Genomic DNA, 18,519 nt, shown 5'->3' on the forward strand with positions numbered 1-18,519 from the left:
TAAACCGGCGCGGGACACCTCCCACCGCTTCCGTGCTGGGGCAATTTTCGCTATGTTAGCGCCACCATCTACCGGAGGTGCATATGAAACGGTCCCGCATTAACGACATCCTGCGTGAAAGCGACGCGTTCATGCGCTCGTTCGGCTATACCCTGCCGCCTTTTGCCTACCTGTCTCCCGACGCTCTGAAGTCCAGCGATCACTCCGAGATCAAGGCGCGGCGCATGGGATGGGATATCACCGATTACGGCAAAGAGAGTTTTGACGATCTGGGCCTGTTCCTGTTCACAACGCGCAATGGGCTGAACGCCGATCTCGGCAAGATGTCGGCCATGCTCTATGCCGAAAAAATCATGATCTCGCGCAATAGGCAGCTTAGCCCGATGCACCGGCATGACGTCAAAGTCGAAGACATCATCAACCGAGGCGGTGGCACGTTGGTGATAGAGCTTTTCATGGCCGACACCGAAGGCGCGATTGATCAAGAGGCCGACGTCACCGTCATGGTCGACGGGACACTGCGCACTCTGCCCGCCGGCGGGCATTTAAAGCTTATTCCCGGTGAATCAGTGACGCTTTTGCCAAACAACTGGCACGCGTTCTGGGGTGAAGATGGTGATGTCCTGATCGGCGAAGTCTCTACGGTGAATGACGACCTGACCGATAACATTTTCGCTTTGCCCATAGGGCGTTTTTCGAACATCGAGGAAGACGAACCGCCGCTGCATTTGCTGGTGTCGGATTACGACACGCATCTTTGACTCGACGCGCCCGAGGGAGTTGCCTTCCTCTACAAGCGTCGCCGGCGGAGCGTCAGCGATGCGGCGGCAATGACGACCAGCGCGGCACCGGCAAAGAAGCGCAGTGTGGGCGTCTCGTTGAACGCGAAATAGCCGGCGGCTGTTGAAAGCGGCAGGCTCATGTAGCCCAGAACCGAAAGGACTCCGGCATCGCCATTGTAATGCGCGCGCAAAAAGCACGCTTGCGCGGCTTGAGCAAAAACACCAATGGCAAGCAATGGTGCCAGATGTTCGGGGGCGATCGGCTGCCAAGACCATACCGCGAACGGGAGGGTGCAAAGACCCAGCCCAACAGCGTAAAAGGTCATCAGAACAATGGTCGGAGTCTCGCGCAGCCGTCTTGTGACAATCACGGCGCCAGAACCTGTCAGGATAACCAGCGCCAAAGCCAGAAGGCCCGGACCGATATCGGCACCCTGCGGATCAATCGCTATCACGACGCCGACCATCGCAATTGCGGCGGCACCCCATTGACCACCCGTAATGCGTTCTCTCAGGATCAATGCAGCAAGGATCATCACGACCAGAGGACGCGTAAAGTTCATCGTGGTGAACAGGGCCAGCGGAACACGCGATATGGCAAAATAGCTTGCTGTCAGGGTTGCGGTGCTCAACCCGATGCGCAGCAGCTGAAGGGGAAGGGCTGGGATGGTCACAAAGGCGCGGCGGTCGCGATATATCCAGGGCAGCAGCAGCAACAAGCCGATACCTGCCCTGAGAAACACGATCTGCGCCGCCGGGTAGCCCAGCCCAAGCGCCTTGACGATGCCCAGCGCCCATATGTTCAACGCCATGTCAGCAACAAGCCACGCGCCACCCCTGAGATTGTCGCGCGGCGCGTCTGGCGTCATCGTCGGGGGGCGATGAGATTGGCCATAAGGCGAAACGCGCCCGGAACCAGGTTGGCCATTTGATGATGTAGAACCAGGCTGCAATGGGTGTGCCGACCTTTGCCGATCTCGGCCGTGAGCAACGCACCCGTCAAGGGTTCTTCGCCCGGATCCGCCATGGAGAGAAGCGGCGTGTAGCTATCGTCCCAGGTCTTGGCAAAATACAGTCCGCGTTCCTTTACCCAGCCGTCCCAATCATCTTCAGTGATGGCGTTGGGTGTGGTCAAAAGCGGATGATCCTGTTCAAGATGGGTCACCTCGGCCTGCGCATCGGTCACACGCCAGCGCAGTGACGGCTGCCCGATTTCAAGCTTTCGCGGCGGAACAGTCTCTGAATCCCAATTGTCCCAAGGCCGGTGATACAGCGTAAGCAGAGTGCCACCGTCTTCGACCCAATCGTGAATCCGGGGCATTTCAGAGACCAGCCCATCACGAAAACGCAGGGCGAAGATCCCGATGACAATGGTATCGAAATCTGCCAGCGCGGTTTCACTGTTGATCTGATCGTCGGTCAGTTCGCTCACATCGGCCCCAAGCGCCCTGAGCCACTGTGCAACCGCATCATGCCCGCTGCCGATATAGCCAATCTTGCCGTCCGGCACGATAACATCCAGAACACGGACTTGCAGGGTGGCAGGTTTGGCGAAGGCTGTTGGATCGACGTGATCGTAGACGATCCGACGTTCCGTCATTGCCGGGTCACGTCCAACATATAGCGGAAGGGTATAGAGTCCCGGTTCCGTGTCGTCGGGAAGGGTGACCTTGAGGCCCCCGTCCTGCATGTCAGTGCTCCATCCGTCGGGCAGATCAAAAGTTACCCGGCTACCTGCCGGACTGACATCAGCCACTGCAACGGGGATGCTGCGTTTGGGCTCATTGAGGTTGATCAGAGCCGCATTTGGTTCGATCCAGGCCGCACGGTCAGGAAGGATGACCGGGGGCGCGTCGAAGGGCACGGCAACCGAAGTTGTCTCAAGCTGGATCGCAATCCGGGGAAACGGAGGATCAGCCGGATCATATTCCGCGCGATATGCATCGGTCTGGTTGGCCTCAGGCGTGGTTGTGAGGACGCCATCTTCAAAGGACCAGCCGAAAGGCAGGTCGAGGCTGTAACTTGCGGTCTGTGCATCGCCCTTGTCGAACTCGACGGTGACAGGTGTGGTATCACCCGGTCGAAGCCATATGGTGTCCGTTCTGGCCGACGCTTGGATCCCAAGTGCCAAGCGAAGAACTTGCGCAAGTTGACGGTGTTTGTCGGCTAGGCGGTGCGCGATGTCTGGCGGCGCTTCGGCCTCGGCTTGCTGGATGTGCTTCAAGGCGTTGCGCGCGGTTTCGGCGATGTGGTTGAAATGCGGAAAGGCCGAGACCGTTTCCGTGATGTACCCATGCGCGGCAAGCAGGTGCTCTCTGATCTCGGGCGCTTGGTCTGCAAGGTCAGCCAGGGTTTGCGGCAGTCCAGAGGTCAAACTCGTGTCGGGCCCATCGGCATGGCTAACCACCAGGTGCAAAGGCCAGTCCTTTCCCGGACCGGCGGGAACCCAGCGCCCCATGCCTTGGGTCCGGTGGTAGGCACGCGACATCTGGCCGATGCGGGCATAGCTCCATCCCGACATCGGGTCTTTGCCAGCACCCTGCACGGTCAACGTCGCTTTTGGTGGGGGCAGGTCATCATCATAAGCCTGACCTGCGCCGGACCATGCCGGGAGGTACATCTTGGACACCTGCCACGGCGATAGGTTGGACGGAAAGTCGGGATCTGCGGCAGCGGTCATAACCTCGTGCGCTGCCTCTGTCATCGCGCGGTGATGGCCGTGCTGCCCGGGCACGTCGAGGAACGTTGGCAGGAGGATGTCGGGACGATCGGTGCGCACGATCTCGACAAAGCGGTGCAGCAAATGATCGTGCCCCCAGATTCCCATCGTTTCCTCGCCACTCTTGGAAAAGCGGAAATCGCGGATCGGATCGTCCGGCGACGTGCCATGCCAATAAAGCCGCATGTTGAGCACATCACAGGCACGCTCCATCTCGCGTGTGCGCAATGCGCCCAATGCAGGACCGCTTTCGGTGCCGATGTCGTTCTGGCCACCTTCGCCACGCGTGGAACAGGCATAGCTGAGGTTGATCCCGTCGCGCAGGCTGATGGCGGCCAGCAGCGCGGTTGTCTCGTCGTCCGGATGTGCGCCAGTGTTCATCAACCGCACCACGGATTGAAGCGGGCGCAACGCCCACCACAGATCAAGAACGCGGGGGCGCATACGGGTCTCTTGCAAGCGGGTTTGATCGGGGGTGGGCATGGTTTACCTCGCAGCGGCGATGGTGGGAGTAAAGGCCTGATGCAGAACAAGCGCTGCCGCACCAAGTGTTGCGGTCATGCGTCCCGAGGTGCCACGCATCAATCGGGGATGGGTACGGTCAGGCCGGTTGGAGACGGATCGGACCGGCAACGGCGTTTGCTGGATGATATGATCCAACAGCACATCGGGCATCGCCCCGCCAAGGATCACGGTTTCCGGATCAAACAGGTTTTCGATGATCGACAAGGCCGGTGACAGCGCCTGTGCCGCCTGATCCAGCCAGCGCCGCAAATGTGGGTTTTGGCTGGAATAGAGACTGATCAGGTCGTCCATGTCGGTCACGTCAAGTCCTTGGGCCGCAAGATAGGTCTGAGCTGACAAACGACTGGCGGCGCTTTCCAGTTCCGTCAATTTTCCATTTACGAGCACAGGAATTTGACCAATCTCCCCAGCGTTTCCAAATGCACCCTGGATGATTTGCCCGTTCTGCACGAGTCCGAGACCAAGGCCCTGACCGAAATAAAGATAGGCAAAATCATCGAATCCCCGTGCGATGCCGTTCATCCGTTCGGCCATTGCGGCGGCGTTGGCATCGTTTTCGACAAAGACAGGAAGGTCGAGTGTGCTGGCGAAGGTCCTGGCGGGATCGTCACTGTTCCAGCCCGGAAGTTCGGATGCGGTGCCGCTCAGGCCAGTGTCACCAAACGGTCCGGGCATGACGATCCCGGCGCCCAGCAACTTGTCCTTTTTCAATTGCGCCTCTGACAGGACGTGATCCATCTGGTCGGACACCGTATCGACAATCGTCATCTTCCGCGCGTCGGGCAAAGGCGTGCGTTTGGTCAGAACCGGGGTTCCGACAAGGTCGATCAGCGCAGTGAACACAGCGGTCGGGCGCACTTCGACGCCAAACGCATATCCGCCACCCGGCTTGATGGCATATTGCTGCACCGGCAGACCACGCCCCGCGCTGCGGTGACCCTGTTCGATGAGCAAACCTTCGCCCAGCAAATCCGATATGATGTTTGACACCGCTTGTGTCGACAGACCCGAAGCGCGGGCAATTTCTGCGCGCCCGACCGCACCGGCATGCCGCACGGCACGCAGAACCAACTGTTTGTTGTGGCTGCGCGCACGTTCCGGATTTGCGCCAAGCTGGGGTTTAAGCGTGGTGACCATGCCTTCGCTTAACGCACCAAACTTGAACACTCAAGAAAGTTGAGTTAACGCTTGGAAATCGACCGGTCCCACACAAGAATGGGCTGGCACATTCAACAGATCTCAACAGGGAGAGGTCCATGTCCATCTTCAACGCAAAAGCACTGGCTGTCGCCACCGCAACCAGCGCAGCCGCAATGTTCGGGTCCGCCGCACATGCGGTTGAAATCGAATATTGGCAGTATTTCTTCGATGCCCGTGTGGCCGCGATGGAAACGCTGATCGAGAATTTCCAGTCAGCGAACCCCGACATCACCGTCAAGATGACCCATTTCCCCTATGCCGATTACCGCACCAAGGTTGCGGCGGCGATTCCGGCAGGGGAAGGCCCGGATGTGGTCCAGCTGTTTTATGGATGGCTGAATGACTATGTCGCGGCTGACCTGATCCAGCCCTTGCCCTCCGATGTGTTCCCGGCAAGCCGCATCGACGAAGAGTTCTTTCCGATGGTGCAGGCAATGAAGGAAGACGACCAGTACTGGGCGCTGCCCACCGCCGTGCGGTCGCTGGCGCTTTTTTACAACGAACGCCTGTTGGAGGAAGCCGGGGTGGAACCGCCGACCACGCTGGACGAGATGATTGGAGCCGCCAAGGCGATGACCAAACGCGACGGCGCGGGCAACCTGACACAGGTGGGCTTGACCGCCGGGATGACCGCGCAGGATCACCACTGGTGGCGCGAAGGCTTGGTGCGTCAGTTCGGCGGTGAACCCTATACCGATGATTATCAGACCGTGAATTACAACACCGAAGCGGGTCTGGAAGCGCTGAATTTCTATTCCAGCCTGTTCACCGGTGACGACGCGGTGACATCAATCGGCTTCATGGATGAACCGCAAGCGGCGTTCAAGGCAGGCCGCGCCGGAATGCATATCGACGGATCGTTCCGCATCGGATCACTGAACGAGACGCGCGGTCTGAAATGGGGTGTGACAGAGCTTCCTGCCGCAGCCGATGGGTCACAATCGAACTATGCCTCGTATTGGGTGAATGCCATCACCACCAAGGCCGAGGGCGAAAAGTACGACGCTGCGGTCAAGTTCATGGAGTACATCTCCAGCGATGAGGCCATGCAAATCTGGCTTGATGTGGTGGGCGAGCTTCCGGCGAAACCTTCGGTGGGTCTGACAGACGCCAATGCCAACAATCCGGTTTACGGCCCGTTCATCAAAGGTCTGGCTTATGCCCATACCACCAAGTTCGCCGATGAAAGCGGGCAGCGGCAGGTCATGGTGGAAATGGTCGAACGCATGACCCTCCAAGACATGAGCGCCGAGGAAAGCCTTGCCGTGGCGGCAGAAGCCGAACAGAAGATCCTTGACGAGTACTACAACAGCGCCTCCAACTGAGCGCGTTTCAGGCACCCCGGTCTTTCTCCCGACCGGGGTGTCGTCGTTTCCGGACATTGGCATGTATCGCAACCTGACCATCCGTCAAAAGCAGATCGTCTGGGCATGGGCTTTTCTGGCCCTGCCAGTCCTGTTCTATTCCGTGATCCGGTTCTACCCGACGGGCAATGCCATTCTCATCAGCTTTCAGGATTGGAACCTGCTGGGGGACCGCACCTGGGCCGGGTTGGACAATTACCAGAAACTCTTTGCCGATCCCGTGTTCTGGAAGGTGTTCCGCAACACGTTTGTCTATCTGCTGATCGGCACGCCTCTCAGTCTCTTGATTTCGTTTGTGATTGCCTATCACCTTGATCAGGTGCGGTTCATGCACGGGTTTCTGCGCATGCTCTATTTCCTGCCCTTCATGACCAGCGCGGTGGCGATGGCCTGGGTCTGGCGGTGGTTTTATCAGCCGGTTCCGGTGGGGTTGTTCAACAACGCACTGGCCGGATTGGGCATTCCGCAATTCCCGTTCCTGCAATCGACGACATGGGCTTTGCCCTCGGTTCTGGCCCCTGCCGTCTGGGCCGGGTTAGGATTTCAGGTCATCATCTTCATGGCCGGACTGCGGGCCATTCCGCGCAGTTATTACGAGGCGGCGCGGATCGACGGTGTGTCAACATGGACGGTGCTGTGGGAGATCACGCTGCCGCTTCTGAAGCCAACGATCGTGTTCATCGTGGTGTTTTCGTCCATCGGCTTCCTGCGGATTTTCGACCATGTGTTCAACATGACCACGAACAATCCCGGCGGACCTTTGAACAGCACCAAACCGCTGGTCCTGATGATCTATGAAACCGCGTTCAGTTCGTTCGACATGGGGTATGCGGCTGCGCAAACCGTGGTCCTGTTCGTGGTGCTCCTGGTGGTGAGCCTGATCCAGTTGCGCATCCTGAGGGACAGCTAGATGACCGCTACAGAGATTCGCCCGACCACCGAAGCGCTTCTGAAAACCGAAGCGCCAAAGAAACCCGCCAATATGGGGCAGATCCTGCGCTGGATGCTGCTGTTTCTGGGCGGCGTGGCGATGGTGATGCCCATAGCCTACATGATCTCGACTTCGCTGAAATGGCCGCATGAAGTCTATAACCTCAAGCTGATCCCGGACGAGCCGCATATCGAGAACTACACCTATGTGCTTGAAGACGGGCGGTTCTATTGGTGGTTCCTCAATTCGATGGTGATCGCGATCATTACCACCATCTGCAACGTGATCTTCGATTCTCTGGTGGGCTATACTTTGTGCAAGTTCCGCTTTCCGGGCCGCTACATCATCTTTATCGCGATCCTGTCGACGCTGATGATCCCGACCGAGATGCTGGTCATTCCGTGGTACCTGATGAGCCAGCAATTCGGCTGGCTGGACACCTATTGGGGGATCATGTTCCCCGGCTTGATGACGGCGTTCGGAACCTTCCTGATGAAGCAGTTTTTCGAGACTGTTCCGGACGATTTCATCGAGGCCGCGCGGATTGATGGTTTGAACGAATTGCAGATCTGGTGGACCGTGGCGATGCCTTTGGTGAAACCCGCGCTGGCAGCACTGGCGATCTTTGTCTTCCTGGGCAACTGGACCGCGTTCATCTGGCCGCTGATCGTGACCAATTCCGTCGAGATGTATACCCTGCCGGTGGGCCTGTCGTCCTTTGGGGATGAGGCCGATGTGGCGTGGGAGTTGATCATGACGGGGGCGGCGATTTCGACCATTCCGACGCTGATCGTGTTCCTGATCTTCCAGCGGTATATCATTCAGGGTGTGGTGATGGCGGGACTCAAAGGATGAGTGTGCTCTCTTTGGCATTTGTCGCGTTTGCATATTTGGAAAAAGAAGAACCAGGGGGCGGTACATGACGGACCAGAGCGTTTTCCCGGACCCGACCTATCGGGAGACTGTGTTGGCGCCGCTGTTCAACGGGGTAAAGGCGCATTACGCGGGCCATATGGCGGCGATCAACCGGGCGCATCTGGTGATGCTGGCCGAGACCGGGATTCTGCCTTCGGCAGATGCGGGCTCGATCGCTGGCGCGCTGCGGGAGATTGACGACGAGACCGATATCGACGGGCTGACCTATACCGGCGAACACGAGGATTATTTCTTTCTGGTCGAGGCGGAGTTGAAGCGCCGCTTGGATGATCTGGGTGGTGCGTTGCACACAGCGCGGTCGCGCAATGACATGGACCATACTCTGTTCAAGCTGGCGCTGCGGGGCCGGGTGGCGGTGATGCTGGAGCAGGCGTTAACCTTAACGGAGGCGTTGATTGCCAAGGCGGAGGCCGAGAATGCGACGTTGATCGTGGCCTATACCCATGGGCAGCCCGCGCAACCGACGACTTGGGGGCATTACCTTGGTGCGGTGATCGAGGTGCTGTTGCGCGACATCGCGCGGCTGAATGCGGCGGCGGATGGGCTTGAGCATTGCCCCATGGGGGCTGCGGCGATCACCACAAGCGGCTTTCCGATTGATCGGGGGCGGGTGGCGGAGTTGTTGGGGTTCGAGGGACCGTTGGTCAATTCCTATGGTTGCATCGCATCGGTCGATTATGTGACAGGGCTTTATTCCGCGATGAAACTGATGTTCCTGCATCTCGGGCGCGTCATCCAGGACATGCAGTTCTGGACCGCGTTCGAGGTGGGGCAGCTTTATGTGCCCAACAGCCTTGTGCAGATCAGTTCGATCATGCCGCAAAAGCGCAACCCGGTGCCGATAGAGCACCTGCGCCATCTGGCGAGTGCGACCGTGGGTCAATGCGATGCCATCGTCGGCGTGATGCAGAACACGCCGTTCACCGACATGAACGACAGCGAGGGTGAGGTGCAGCAGTTGGGCTATGCCGCGTTCGAACGTGGGGCGCGGGTGTTGCAGTTACTCACCGCGCTGATCCCGGCTTGTCGGGTGAATGCGGACCGGGTGCGGCGGACGACGGATGCGGCCTGCATCACCATCACCGAATTGGCGGATACGCTGGTGCGGCACGAAGGACTGACCTTCCGCGCGGCACATGAGGTTGCGGCGACGACGGCGAAGGCGGTGATTGCCAAAGGAGCGGCGTTGGGCGACGGGTTTGCGGCGTTCGCGGTGGCCTTCGAGGAGTTGACCGGGCGGGCGTCTCGGTTGGGTGAGGACGCGTTCCGGACAGCGGTGGCACCGGACACCTTTGTTGCGCGGCGGGATCGTGTTGGTGGGCCGGCAGAGGCGGCGTTACGCAATGCGTTGGAGGGGTATGCGGAAGAGGCACAGGCGGCGCGAGGGGCTTGTGTGGTGCGCAGAACCCGACACGAAACCGCACAACAGAGACTGAAATCGGCGTTCGACGCGCTGCTGGTGAAGGACTGAGCATGGCCGATCTTGCGATCCGAAATCTGGTCAAACGGTATGACAAGACCGAGGTGCTGCATGGCATCAGTCTTGATGTCGAAGATGGCGAGTTTGTCGTATTTGTCGGCCCGTCGGGATGTGGCAAATCCACCACCCTGCGGCTGATTGCCGGGCTGGAGGATGTGAGCGGTGGCGAGATCCTGATCGGCGGAAACGTCGTCAACAACCTTGAACCCAAGGAACGCGACATCGCGATGGTGTTCCAGAACTACGCCATCTACCCGCACATGTCCGTGCGCAAGAATATCGGCTTTGGCCTGCGCACCGCGAAGATGTCGAAACCCGCCAAGGAGGCGCGCATCGACGAGGTTGCGGGTATCCTTGGCATGACCGATCTTCTCAACCGAAAACCCAGCCAATTGTCCGGCGGCCAACGGCAACGCGTGGCGATTGGGCGCGCCATGGTGCGCGATCCGGCGGTGTTCCTGTTCGATGAGCCGCTGTCGAACCTCGATGCACAATTGCGCACACAGATGCGACTGGAAATCAAGAAGCTGCATCAGCGGGTGGGCAATACGATTATCTTCGTCACCCATGATCAGGTCGAGGCGATGACGATGGCGGATCGGATCGTGATCATGAAGGACGGGCATATCCAGCAGGTAGGCACGCCAGCCGAGGTTTATCACAAGCCCGCGAACACCTTTGTTGCCGGGTTTATTGGGGCACCGTCGATGAACATGCTGTCGGGAACAGTGTCTAACGGGGCGCTTCGGCTTGGGTCCGGCGAAACCTTGGGCCTTGGGCTGGACGTGACGGACGGGCATCGGGTTACGATTGGGGTGCGCCCCGAAGACCTGCATCCCGGCGATGGGCCTGCGCTGGTGCGTGGGCCGGTTACGGTGCGCGAGCCATTGGGGCATGAAACGCTGATCTATGTCGGAGTCGAGGGACAGGAAGTGATCGCCAAGGCGGATGGCCGAACACCACCCGACGTCGGCGAAGAAGTAACCCTGACGGCGGCAGTGGATACGTTGCACATCTTCGATGCGGCGACCGGCACTGCGCTGCGGTAAATTCACGAAACAAGGCAGGATGCGATGATTGACCTTTACACATGGACCACACCGAACGGGCGCAAGGTGTCCATCCTGCTGGAAGAGCTGGGTGTGCCCTACACCGTCCATTCCATCGATATCGGCAAGGATGACCAGTTCGCGCCGGAGTTCCTGAAGATTTCTCCAAACAACAAGATCCCTGCGATTTTGGATCAGGACAATGGTCTGTCGCTAATGGAGAGTGGGGCGATCATGCTCTATCTCGCGCAGAAACATGGACGTTTTCTGGCAGAGGGCGATGCTTATTGGCAGATGATGGAATGGCTGATGTGGCAGATGGGGGGCTTTGGCCCGATGCTGGGTCAGGCGCATCATTTCCTGAAGTTCAACAAGGGCACCTCGGACTATGCCGAGGCGCGCTACGGGAAAGAAGCAGCGCGGCTCTATTCCGTGCTCAATACGCAGTTGGACGGGCAGGATTTCGTCGCCGGAGACTATACGATTGCCGATATGGCGATCTTTCCCTGGGCCGCACGGTTCGAATGGCAAGAGATCGATCTGAACGATTTTCCCAATGTCAGAGACTGGTATCTGCGGATTGCAGAGCGTCCGGCGGTACAGAAGGGCTATCAGGTTCCGAAATTCGTCACGGATATTCCGATGCCCTGAACCGGACATCGGAGGGTTTTTACTCAGGCCACACGGGATAATCGTGTCGGCGTGTTTTCGATCAGTTCCGCATGCAGGGCCTTGATCACCGGCTCCATCGAATCCCGGTCCATCACGAATTGAACATCCACGTTTCGCGGGCCCTGGCTTGCGCCGATGGCTTCACGCCCGGCATTTGCAATGGCTTGCAGTCCACGGGTCAGAATGGACAACCCGTTCAGGTCGCGTCCGATCACCGACACCATCGCCAGACGACGGCTTGTGATCTCGGCCGCCGGGAACATCTTGGTGATGTCGCGCTCTACCCGGCGCATGGTCTTGAGAGACGCATCCAGGTAGTGCGTGATCGTATTGGCGTTGGACACTTTCGACACGATACGGACATTGTGGCGCGTCAGAACGTCGAGAATGCCGGCGTCGTAGCCTTTGACACCGACCATGTCCTGCTCGAAAACCTCAAGCGTGACGATGTCCAGACCTGTCACGATTTCGGCCGCCGCTTCATCGGCGGGCTGGTCGTCGATCAGTGTTCCGGGGTCACCGGGATCAAAAGCATTGGTCACCCGCAGAGGCACGCCAGCCTGCCGCAGGGTCTTGGCGGCCTTCGGGTGGATGGCTTCCATGCCCATGTTGGACAGTTGATCGGCCACGTCGTAATTTGTCCGACCCAGCTTGCGCACCGCATCTTCGCCGACCAGTTTGGGATCGGCCGAGGACAGGTGGAACTCCTTGTGAATGATCGCTTCACGCGCGCCGGTCAGTGCTGCGAGGTGTGAAAACGTGACCTCAGAATATCCACGGTCGAATTCGTTCATCAACCCTTCAACACATTGCGCATAACCCGTGACAATCGGCATTTCGGTTGCAGGGTCGATTCCCTCAAACGCGTTGGTGATCCGCTGTTCAAGGCTTACATCCCCTTCGTCACGCCAACCCGACAGATCGACAAATCGCGCCTCGACGCCACTGCGTTGGAGCATCATGGAGGTGACAAAGCTGGAATGCGCCTCGCCCAGGCCAGATAGTAATTCGCGGATGTGGCCCATGTGCTCGTGCAAACGGAAATGGCTGTAAGAACACAGGCGCTGAAGGTCGATCAGGCAGTTGCGCGCGCCAAGAACACGCTCTTCCACAAACATATTGGCCTGCTGCACGTCGCCCGCGTGGGTGAGCACTTCAGCATGTGCTGCCTTCATCGCTTCTGCGACGCGATCCAGTGCATCCTGCCATTTGTGATTGCTGTCATCGTTTGCAAACAGCGCGTAAACACCTGGTTCACCGGATTTCTTGTGTTCCAGAAGCAGATTCGTGATCCCGGCAAAGGCCGACACCACAAACACGCGGTCATAGACGTCGTCCTTGCTGCGATCCCCGATGAAAAGCGTGTCCCGCAATTCACACAGGCGGGACATGGACGTCCCGCCGATCTTTTCGACAGTATGTCTCATATCAAGCGTCCTCGGTCACCGGCGTCGCATAGGAGCCGTCTTCCTGGTGAACCTCGTTGCCGGTCACGGGTGGGTTAAAGCAACAGGCCATGACAAGCTCTTCGTCGGCGCGCAGGACATGGCGATCATGCTTGTCGAGCGCATACATCACGCCCGGCACAATCTCGTGTGTTTCGCCGGTGGCAAGATCGGTGATCGACCCTTTACCCTTCATGCAATACACGCTTTCGAAGTGGTTCTTGTACTCGAACGTGTGTTCGGACCCTTCTTCGAGGAACGTGATGTGGAAGGAAAAGCCCATATTGTCATCCGCCAGAAGCATCCGGACACTTGTCCAGTTGGCATCAGACACGACCCGGTCTTTTTCCTTCTCAACGATCTTGTTGAAGTCTCTTACGATCATGTCTGTTACTCCGCAGCGATATTTTTTGGTTCGGTCAGCACATCGTTGGCAGCATCCATAAGGATGTTGAACCCTTTGCGCAGCGTTTCCTTCGGCGTGGTCAGAGGTGCCAGAACCTTGATCACCTGATCTTCGCTGCCCGAAGTTTCGATGATGAGACCCTTGTCATAGGCCCGCGAACAGATGTCGCCCGCCAGATCGCCAGAACCGACATCGACACCTTGCATCAGGCCACGCCCTTTGAGGTACGCATCCGGCACCATGGCTGCCAGATCGGCCAGCGCATCGTGGATGATCTGGGACTTCTCGGCCAGTTCCTTCTGGAAGCTGTCGTCAGACCAGAATTTGTCAATCGCGACCTTGGCGGTGATGAAGGCGTGCGTGTTGCCCCGGAAGGTGCCGTTATGTTCGGCAGGTCCGAAGATATCGTATTCCGGACGCACCAGCAGCATTGCCATGGGCAGACCAAAACCGGATATCGACTTTGCCATCGTCACAATGTCAGGCGTGACGCCCATCTCTTCAAAGGAAAAGAACGTTCCACAGCGACCACAGCCAGCCTGGATGTCGTCAATGATAAGCAACGCGCCGTGATCCTTGGCCAGTTTCGCGATGCGCTTGATCCATTTCGGGCTCGCAGCGTTCAGACCACCTTCACCTTGCACCGTTTCCAGCAAGATAGCCGCAGGCGCATCGACACCGCCGGATTTGTCCTTGAGCATTGCATCAAGGAATTCAACCGTATCGGTTTCGCCCGGGAAAAATCCATCAAATGGCATACGCGTGACACCGTTCAGCGACATCCCTGCACCGCCACGGTGATAGCCATTGCCGGTAGCCGCCAAGGCACCGGTGGTCACACCGTGAAAGCCGTTGGTAAAGGCGATGATGTTGGTGCGGCCCGTGACCTTGCGGGCGATCTTCATCGCGGCTTCGACGGCATTCGCCCCGGTTGGTCCGGTGAACATCACGCGATGATCCATGCCCCGTGGTGCGAGGATGTGTTTTTCAAACGATTCCAGGAAGGCCGCTTTCGTGTTGGTGTGCAGGTCCAACCCATGTGCAATCCCGTCATTCGTGATGTGTTCGATCAGTGCGGCCTTCATGTCAGGGTCGTTGTGACCATAATTGAGCGATGAACAGCCCGCGAGGAAATCAATCCACGTCTTGCCGGTGTCGTCGGTCATTTCAGAGCCGCTCGCGCTGGTGAATACGGCAGGCATGCCACGGCAGTAGGAGCGGGCTTCGCTCTCGCGGCGTTCGAAAATCGAGTCGATAGTGTTCATGTCCTTGGGCATCAGATGTCCTTTCAAGGCAATAAAATTAAATTGTATGGAGTCGCAGCGCGCTGAGATCAGGCCGCGCGCTTTAGGTCGTCTGCCGCTGGTAGCGTGATCGACACCATGTGTTCGGTGTCGTGACGACCCTCGAAATGGGTGTCGCGCGTGTAGTGCGGCGTATCGGTGAGCGTACCCCCGATGGACCGGGCGAATCCGCGAAACAGACCCCATGAAGCGTCATTGTCGCGAGTGATTGTTGTCCTGAGGTGGGTTGCGCCATCGCAGGCGTCGCGTTCGATCAGGTCAAGGAGCATCTTCTTGCCCAAGCCCAACCCACGGGCTTTGGAACTTACGGCAACTTGCCAAACAAACAACGCGTCTTGGTCGGGAATCATATGGCCGGAAATCCAGCCGACAATGTCTCCATCCAACTCGGCGACAATGCAAGTGTCGCGGAAATGCTCTGCTTGGACGAGATTACAGTACATCGAATTCTCGTCGAGAGGCTTGCAGTCTTTCACAAGCTCCCAGATTGCGGCCCCGTCCGTCGCATCTGGTTTGCGCAGACGGGGCTTTTCCGTTCGGGGGATTTCACTGTTCTTTGACATATGTCCTGACCCTTCGTTAGTTCGCCTAACTAAGTAATATACCCTGTGATGCGTTTCAACATCTAAGGTCGATAAAGGCAAAATAAGCGCTGATGTGCGCAAATAGCGCTGTATCGTGTTACCGACTCAACTGAGAAGTCTTGATTTGGTTCCCGAACTACTTAGTCTGGCAAAGCTTCCTTGGTGACAATCGCAGATTGAAGCCTGAATAGACTTCGTGCGATGCTCAACGTCATGAAAACAGAGCCAAACCTCAGAATGGATGACAGCCTGATTGCGCTTCGGCGCATCCTGCGGGCAACCGAACTTTATGCGCGTGATCTGGCCCATGCGGTTGGTCTGACACCGGCACAGCTTCGGGTGCTTCAAATTGTCGACGAAAAAGACAGCGTGACCCCAAAGACGCTGGCCACACAAATGGGTGTCAGCCAGGCAACGGTGTCGGCGCTCGTGGACAAGCTGGTTGCAAGGGGGCTGGTCGAACGCCTGCCCTCAAACGAAGATCGTCGCCAGACAAATGTGACTGTCACCAAAGATGGGCGTGAACGGTTGGAAGACGCGCCTGACGCTTTGCAACAACGCTATGTGCGCGCCTTCATGAAGATGGCTGATTGGGAGCAGGCGCAGTTGGTCGCGACTTTGGAACGTGTCGCCGATATGCTGGATGCCCGCGGCCTTGATGCGTCCCCTGTTCTCACAACGGGCGAGATCAGAGCGGGGAAGAGACTGGATTAGACATTGCGGACCGATCAGGACTCGGGAGGCGACTCTGGGGGTTTGTCGTAGATCGACCAGCCACAACTGCTTTGACTGTCGGGCAGGTCCGACTCGCGCAGATTTTCTGCCATGAAGGTCTTGGCGATAAAGTTCGCCGTGATCGGGGCTGTCAGCAACAGGAACACCGCGATAAGAAATTCGTGCACCGAAAAGTAACCGGTCGCTGCATAGAAATAGACCATCGACGCCACCAATACGCCCCCGACACCAAGCGTTGTCGCCTTGGTCGGTGCATGCAGCCGCTGAAGCGTGTTCGTCAGTTTGACAAGCCCGTAGGATCCGACAAGGCCAAAGATGCCGCTGACAACAAGCGAGACGGTAATCAGGAGTTCGACGAAAATGTTCATGCTACACGCTCACTCGATGATGTCGCCGCGCAAAAGGAAGCGGCAATAGGCGACGGTTGAGACAAATCCGACCATGGCAACCAGCATGGCCGCCTCGAAATAGATGGCCGTGCCACGCCACACTCCATACAGCACCAAAAAGGCGATCATGTTGATCACCATGGTATCAAGTGCAAGAATGCGGTCTGCCGAATGTGGCCCTTTCGCAATGCGCCACAGGTCAAGCAACATGGCGATGCTATAACATCCGGCTGTAAACATAATCGCGATTTCGATCATTGGAAAATCTCCTTCAACCGCCGTTCGTAACGTGTCTTGATTTCGTCCCGAACAGCATCGACATCGTCGGTGTGCAGGCAATGCACAAGAATACTGCCCCCATCTGCGGCAAGCGTGACCGACACGGTTCCCGGTGTCATGGTGATTGTTCCGGCCAGAACCGTGATCGCCTCCGCAGAGGTTAGTTCCAGTGGAACAACAACCCAACGCGAGTGAATATCGCGCTCGCGCTTGAACAGGATAATCGCGGCAACCTGCACATTGGCCACAACGATGTCCCAAAGAACGACCAGCACATATTCAATCCCCTTGAACGGCCTGCTGATCCTGGGCCGATCCGGCCAATACGGGGCCGTCAGCATCGGAATGACCAGTCCAAGAAACCCGCCAAGGATCAGGTTTCCCAACGTGAACGTGTTGACCAACCCAAGCCAGACAAAAACAAGCGTCAAGCTCAGAAGCGGATGAGGGATCAGACGTGTCAGCATATCTCAGGTCTCCCCTCCGGGTGAAAGCACTGCCGAAATATACCCGTCCCGATCAAAAAGCTGGAGCGAGGTCTGTTCGAGATAGGTCGCAACCGGTCCGGCAAACACCGACAGGGTGACCAGCACCGCCAAGGTTAGCATCACCGGCGTCACTTCGGCGACAGTGGCGGTTTTCGGCATTGGCGCGCTATTGTCCGGATCTGGGATCGGGGCGGGCATAGCCGTGGATTTCCAGAACAGGATACTGCCCGCGCGCGCAAACCCGACGATGGTCAACAGCGACCCCGCCAGAATGGCGGTCCATGCCCAGACCAGATGCTCTGGTTCCCGCAGCGCATCCAGAACCAGCAGCTTACCCAGGAATCCACTGAGCGGCGGCATCCCGGCCATCGCAATCACCGCCCCGAAAAAGATCGCCGCAAAGAGCCCGTTCTGCACAGTTGCAGCGGTCGGATTCAGGGAATCTCCGTCGCGGCGCGAAATTACCAGATCCGCGATGAGGAACAGGCAGGCTGCCGCAAACGTGGAATGAACCATGTAATAAAGCGCCGCCGTGGTCGCGATCGGTGAGAAGGCAGCCACCGCAACCAACAGCGTGCCCATGGACCCCACAACCGAAAAGCTGATCAATGGCATCAGCCGACGCGCACCCAAGACTCCGAACGCGCCAAGGGCGATGGTTACAATCGCGGCCGGGAACAACCAGGCGTCTATCATACCCTCGGTGCCCGGAACACCGGGACCAAAGACAACCGTATGAACCCGCAGAATGGCATAGGCCCCAACTTTGGTCATGATCGCAAACAGCGCAGCAACCGGTGCGGGCGCATTGGAATAGGTGGCAGGTAGCCAGAACTGCACCGGGAACAGTGCCGCCTTGACGGCAAACACGATCATCAGAAGCATTGCAGCCACACGCACCAACGCGGCTTCTTCGGCAGGGATGTCCGGGATCTTGGCGGCAAGATCGGCGATGTTCAGAGTACCTGTGCTGGCGTAAAGCGTTCCAAGCGCAAAGAGAAACAGGGTCGACCCGGCAAGGTTCATCACCACATATTGCAGACCGGCCCGCATACGGTCGCGTCCGCCGGAATGGATCATCAGGCCATAAGACGCGATCAGCAGGATTTCGAAGAACACAAACAGGTTAAAGACGTCACCGGTCAGGAACGCGCCGCAAATGCCCATCAGCTGAAACTGGAACAATGCGTGGAAATGTCTGCCCTTGGCATCCCATCCGGTGGCGATCGCG

19 protein-coding genes are annotated in these 18,519 nt (G+C 58.0%); 8 read left to right on the forward strand and 11 right to left on the reverse strand.

What is annotated here, in order from left to right; translation table 11 throughout:
* The first annotated feature begins 83 nt into the window (after positions 1 to 83).
* Positions 84 to 761: a D-lyxose/D-mannose family sugar isomerase gene (locus ACTIEN_RS16320; RefSeq protein WP_439524213.1), complete on the forward strand. Its 678-nt coding sequence runs from the start codon at positions 84 to 86 to the stop codon at positions 759 to 761.
* A 29-nt stretch (positions 762 to 790) separates the two neighbouring features.
* Here ACTIEN_RS16320 and ACTIEN_RS16325 read toward each other — a convergent pair whose 3' ends face one another.
* The 3 genes from ACTIEN_RS16325 to ACTIEN_RS16335 are packed head-to-tail and all read right to left on the reverse strand — an operon-like array spanning position 791 to position 5,163.
* Positions 791 to 1,594, reverse strand: a complete 804-nt coding sequence (locus tag ACTIEN_RS16325; protein ID WP_439524214.1) for a DMT family transporter — start codon at positions 1,592 to 1,594, stop codon at positions 791 to 793.
* A gap of 53 nt (positions 1,595 to 1,647) precedes the next feature.
* Positions 1,648 to 3,984, reverse strand: a complete 2,337-nt coding sequence (locus tag ACTIEN_RS16330) for a PIG-L family deacetylase (RefSeq protein WP_439524215.1) — start codon at positions 3,982 to 3,984, stop codon at positions 1,648 to 1,650.
* A gap of 3 nt (positions 3,985 to 3,987) precedes the next feature.
* A complete protein-coding gene (locus ACTIEN_RS16335) occupies positions 3,988 to 5,163 on the reverse strand; it encodes an ROK family protein (RefSeq protein ID WP_439524216.1) in 1,176 nt (391 codons plus the stop codon).
* Positions 5,164 to 5,282: 119 nt separating this feature from the next.
* Between ACTIEN_RS16335 and ACTIEN_RS16340 the strand changes: the two genes are divergently transcribed.
* The 6 genes from ACTIEN_RS16340 to ACTIEN_RS16365 all read left to right on the forward strand — a co-directional run bounded on the left by ACTIEN_RS16340 (position 5,283) and on the right by ACTIEN_RS16365 (position 11,637).
* Entirely contained in the window at positions 5,283 to 6,551 is a 1,269-nt protein-coding gene (locus ACTIEN_RS16340; RefSeq protein ID WP_439524217.1) for an extracellular solute-binding protein, read from the forward strand.
* 61 nt (positions 6,552 to 6,612) lie between these two features.
* Positions 6,613 to 7,500, forward strand: coding sequence for a carbohydrate ABC transporter permease (locus ACTIEN_RS16345; RefSeq protein ID WP_439524218.1), 888 nt, complete (start codon positions 6,613 to 6,615; stop codon positions 7,498 to 7,500).
* Positions 7,501 to 8,376 carry a carbohydrate ABC transporter permease gene (locus ACTIEN_RS16350; protein ID WP_439524219.1) on the forward strand — a complete coding sequence of 292 codons (876 nt, stop codon included), beginning with the start codon at positions 7,501 to 7,503 and terminating at the stop codon, positions 8,374 to 8,376.
* Positions 8,377 to 8,440: 64 nt separating this feature from the next.
* A complete protein-coding gene (gene argH / locus ACTIEN_RS16355) occupies positions 8,441 to 9,928 on the forward strand; it encodes an argininosuccinate lyase (RefSeq protein ID WP_439524220.1) in 1,488 nt (495 codons plus the stop codon).
* Positions 9,929 to 9,930: 2 nt separating this feature from the next.
* Positions 9,931 to 10,986, forward strand: coding sequence for an ABC transporter ATP-binding protein (locus ACTIEN_RS16360; protein WP_439524221.1), 1,056 nt, complete (start codon positions 9,931 to 9,933; stop codon positions 10,984 to 10,986).
* 24 nt (positions 10,987 to 11,010) lie between these two features.
* Entirely contained in the window at positions 11,011 to 11,637 is a 627-nt protein-coding gene (locus tag ACTIEN_RS16365; RefSeq protein WP_439524222.1) for a glutathione S-transferase family protein, read from the forward strand.
* A 23-nt stretch (positions 11,638 to 11,660) separates the two neighbouring features.
* Here ACTIEN_RS16365 and ACTIEN_RS16370 read toward each other — a convergent pair whose 3' ends face one another.
* From ACTIEN_RS16370 to ectA, 4 genes are read right to left on the reverse strand one after another with little or no spacing between them, the layout of a single operon-like run.
* Positions 11,661 to 13,085: an aspartate kinase gene (locus ACTIEN_RS16370; RefSeq protein ID WP_439524223.1), complete on the reverse strand. Its 1,425-nt coding sequence runs from the start codon at positions 13,083 to 13,085 to the stop codon at positions 11,661 to 11,663.
* Between the two features lies 1 nt (position 13,086).
* Positions 13,087 to 13,488 (reverse strand): ectoine synthase, encoded by a 402-nt coding sequence (locus ACTIEN_RS16375; protein WP_439524224.1) that lies wholly within the window; start codon positions 13,486 to 13,488, stop codon positions 13,087 to 13,089.
* Between the two features lie 5 nt (positions 13,489 to 13,493).
* The gene (gene ectB, locus ACTIEN_RS16380) at positions 13,494 to 14,786 is read right to left on the reverse strand and encodes a diaminobutyrate--2-oxoglutarate transaminase (RefSeq protein WP_439524225.1); all 1,293 of its coding nucleotides are present in this window, start codon (positions 14,784 to 14,786) and stop codon (positions 13,494 to 13,496) included.
* Positions 14,787 to 14,842: 56 nt separating this feature from the next.
* Positions 14,843 to 15,376: a diaminobutyrate acetyltransferase gene (gene ectA / locus ACTIEN_RS16385; protein ID WP_439524226.1), complete on the reverse strand. Its 534-nt coding sequence runs from the start codon at positions 15,374 to 15,376 to the stop codon at positions 14,843 to 14,845.
* A 234-nt stretch (positions 15,377 to 15,610) separates the two neighbouring features.
* Between ectA and ACTIEN_RS16390 the strand changes: the two genes are divergently transcribed.
* On the forward strand, positions 15,611 to 16,111 hold the full coding sequence (locus ACTIEN_RS16390) for a MarR family winged helix-turn-helix transcriptional regulator (protein WP_439524227.1): 501 nt from the start codon (positions 15,611 to 15,613) through the stop codon (positions 16,109 to 16,111).
* Between the two features lie 14 nt (positions 16,112 to 16,125).
* Here ACTIEN_RS16390 and ACTIEN_RS16395 read toward each other — a convergent pair whose 3' ends face one another.
* From ACTIEN_RS16395 to ACTIEN_RS16410, 4 genes are all read right to left on the reverse strand, one after another.
* The gene (locus ACTIEN_RS16395) at positions 16,126 to 16,500 is read right to left on the reverse strand and encodes a Na+/H+ antiporter subunit G (protein WP_439524228.1); all 375 of its coding nucleotides are present in this window, start codon (positions 16,498 to 16,500) and stop codon (positions 16,126 to 16,128) included.
* A gap of 9 nt (positions 16,501 to 16,509) precedes the next feature.
* Complete coding sequence (locus tag ACTIEN_RS16400) at positions 16,510 to 16,779, reverse strand: K+/H+ antiporter subunit F (protein ID WP_439524229.1); 270 nt, start codon at positions 16,777 to 16,779, stop codon at positions 16,510 to 16,512.
* On the reverse strand, positions 16,776 to 17,267 hold the full coding sequence (locus ACTIEN_RS16405) for a Na+/H+ antiporter subunit E (protein ID WP_439524230.1): 492 nt from the start codon (positions 17,265 to 17,267) through the stop codon (positions 16,776 to 16,778). The genes ACTIEN_RS16400 and ACTIEN_RS16405 overlap by 4 nt, the downstream gene beginning before the upstream one ends.
* A gap of 3 nt (positions 17,268 to 17,270) precedes the next feature.
* Positions 17,271 to 18,519: monovalent cation/H+ antiporter subunit D (locus tag ACTIEN_RS16410; RefSeq protein WP_439524231.1), on the reverse strand; the 1,249-nt coding region annotated here is incomplete at its 5' end.

Origin of the sequence: Marivita sp. (assembly GCF_051859345.1) — a bacterium.
Classification (GTDB): domain Bacteria; phylum Pseudomonadota; class Alphaproteobacteria; order Rhodobacterales; family Rhodobacteraceae; genus Marivita.

Excerpts from the sequence above, each read along its gene's own strand:
- ACTIEN_RS16320 (WP_439524213.1), top strand. The coding sequence starts at position 84 with ATGAAACGGTCCCGCATTAACGACATCCTGCGTGAAAGCGACGCGTTC.
- ACTIEN_RS16325 (WP_439524214.1), bottom strand. The coding sequence starts at position 1,594 with ATGGCGTTGAACATATGGGCGCTGGGCATCGTCAAGGCGCTTGGGCTG.
- ACTIEN_RS16330 (WP_439524215.1), bottom strand. The coding sequence starts at position 3,984 with ATGCCCACCCCCGATCAAACCCGCTTGCAAGAGACCCGTATGCGCCCC.
- ACTIEN_RS16335 (WP_439524216.1), bottom strand. The coding sequence starts at position 5,163 with ATGGTCACCACGCTTAAACCCCAGCTTGGCGCAAATCCGGAACGTGCG.
- ACTIEN_RS16340 (WP_439524217.1), top strand. The coding sequence starts at position 5,283 with ATGTCCATCTTCAACGCAAAAGCACTGGCTGTCGCCACCGCAACCAGC.
- ACTIEN_RS16345 (WP_439524218.1), top strand. The coding sequence starts at position 6,613 with ATGTATCGCAACCTGACCATCCGTCAAAAGCAGATCGTCTGGGCATGG.
- ACTIEN_RS16350 (WP_439524219.1), top strand. The coding sequence starts at position 7,501 with ATGACCGCTACAGAGATTCGCCCGACCACCGAAGCGCTTCTGAAAACC.
- argH (WP_439524220.1), top strand. The coding sequence starts at position 8,441 with ATGACGGACCAGAGCGTTTTCCCGGACCCGACCTATCGGGAGACTGTG.
- ACTIEN_RS16360 (WP_439524221.1), top strand. The coding sequence starts at position 9,931 with ATGGCCGATCTTGCGATCCGAAATCTGGTCAAACGGTATGACAAGACC.
- ACTIEN_RS16365 (WP_439524222.1), top strand. The coding sequence starts at position 11,011 with ATGATTGACCTTTACACATGGACCACACCGAACGGGCGCAAGGTGTCC.
- ACTIEN_RS16370 (WP_439524223.1), bottom strand. The coding sequence starts at position 13,085 with ATGAGACATACTGTCGAAAAGATCGGCGGGACGTCCATGTCCCGCCTG.
- ACTIEN_RS16375 (WP_439524224.1), bottom strand. The coding sequence starts at position 13,488 with ATGATCGTAAGAGACTTCAACAAGATCGTTGAGAAGGAAAAAGACCGG.
- ectB (WP_439524225.1), bottom strand. The coding sequence starts at position 14,786 with ATGCCCAAGGACATGAACACTATCGACTCGATTTTCGAACGCCGCGAG.
- ectA (WP_439524226.1), bottom strand. The coding sequence starts at position 15,376 with ATGTCAAAGAACAGTGAAATCCCCCGAACGGAAAAGCCCCGTCTGCGC.
- ACTIEN_RS16390 (WP_439524227.1), top strand. The coding sequence starts at position 15,611 with ATGAAAACAGAGCCAAACCTCAGAATGGATGACAGCCTGATTGCGCTT.
- ACTIEN_RS16395 (WP_439524228.1), bottom strand. The coding sequence starts at position 16,500 with ATGAACATTTTCGTCGAACTCCTGATTACCGTCTCGCTTGTTGTCAGC.
- ACTIEN_RS16400 (WP_439524229.1), bottom strand. The coding sequence starts at position 16,779 with ATGATCGAAATCGCGATTATGTTTACAGCCGGATGTTATAGCATCGCC.
- ACTIEN_RS16405 (WP_439524230.1), bottom strand. The coding sequence starts at position 17,267 with ATGCTGACACGTCTGATCCCTCATCCGCTTCTGAGCTTGACGCTTGTT.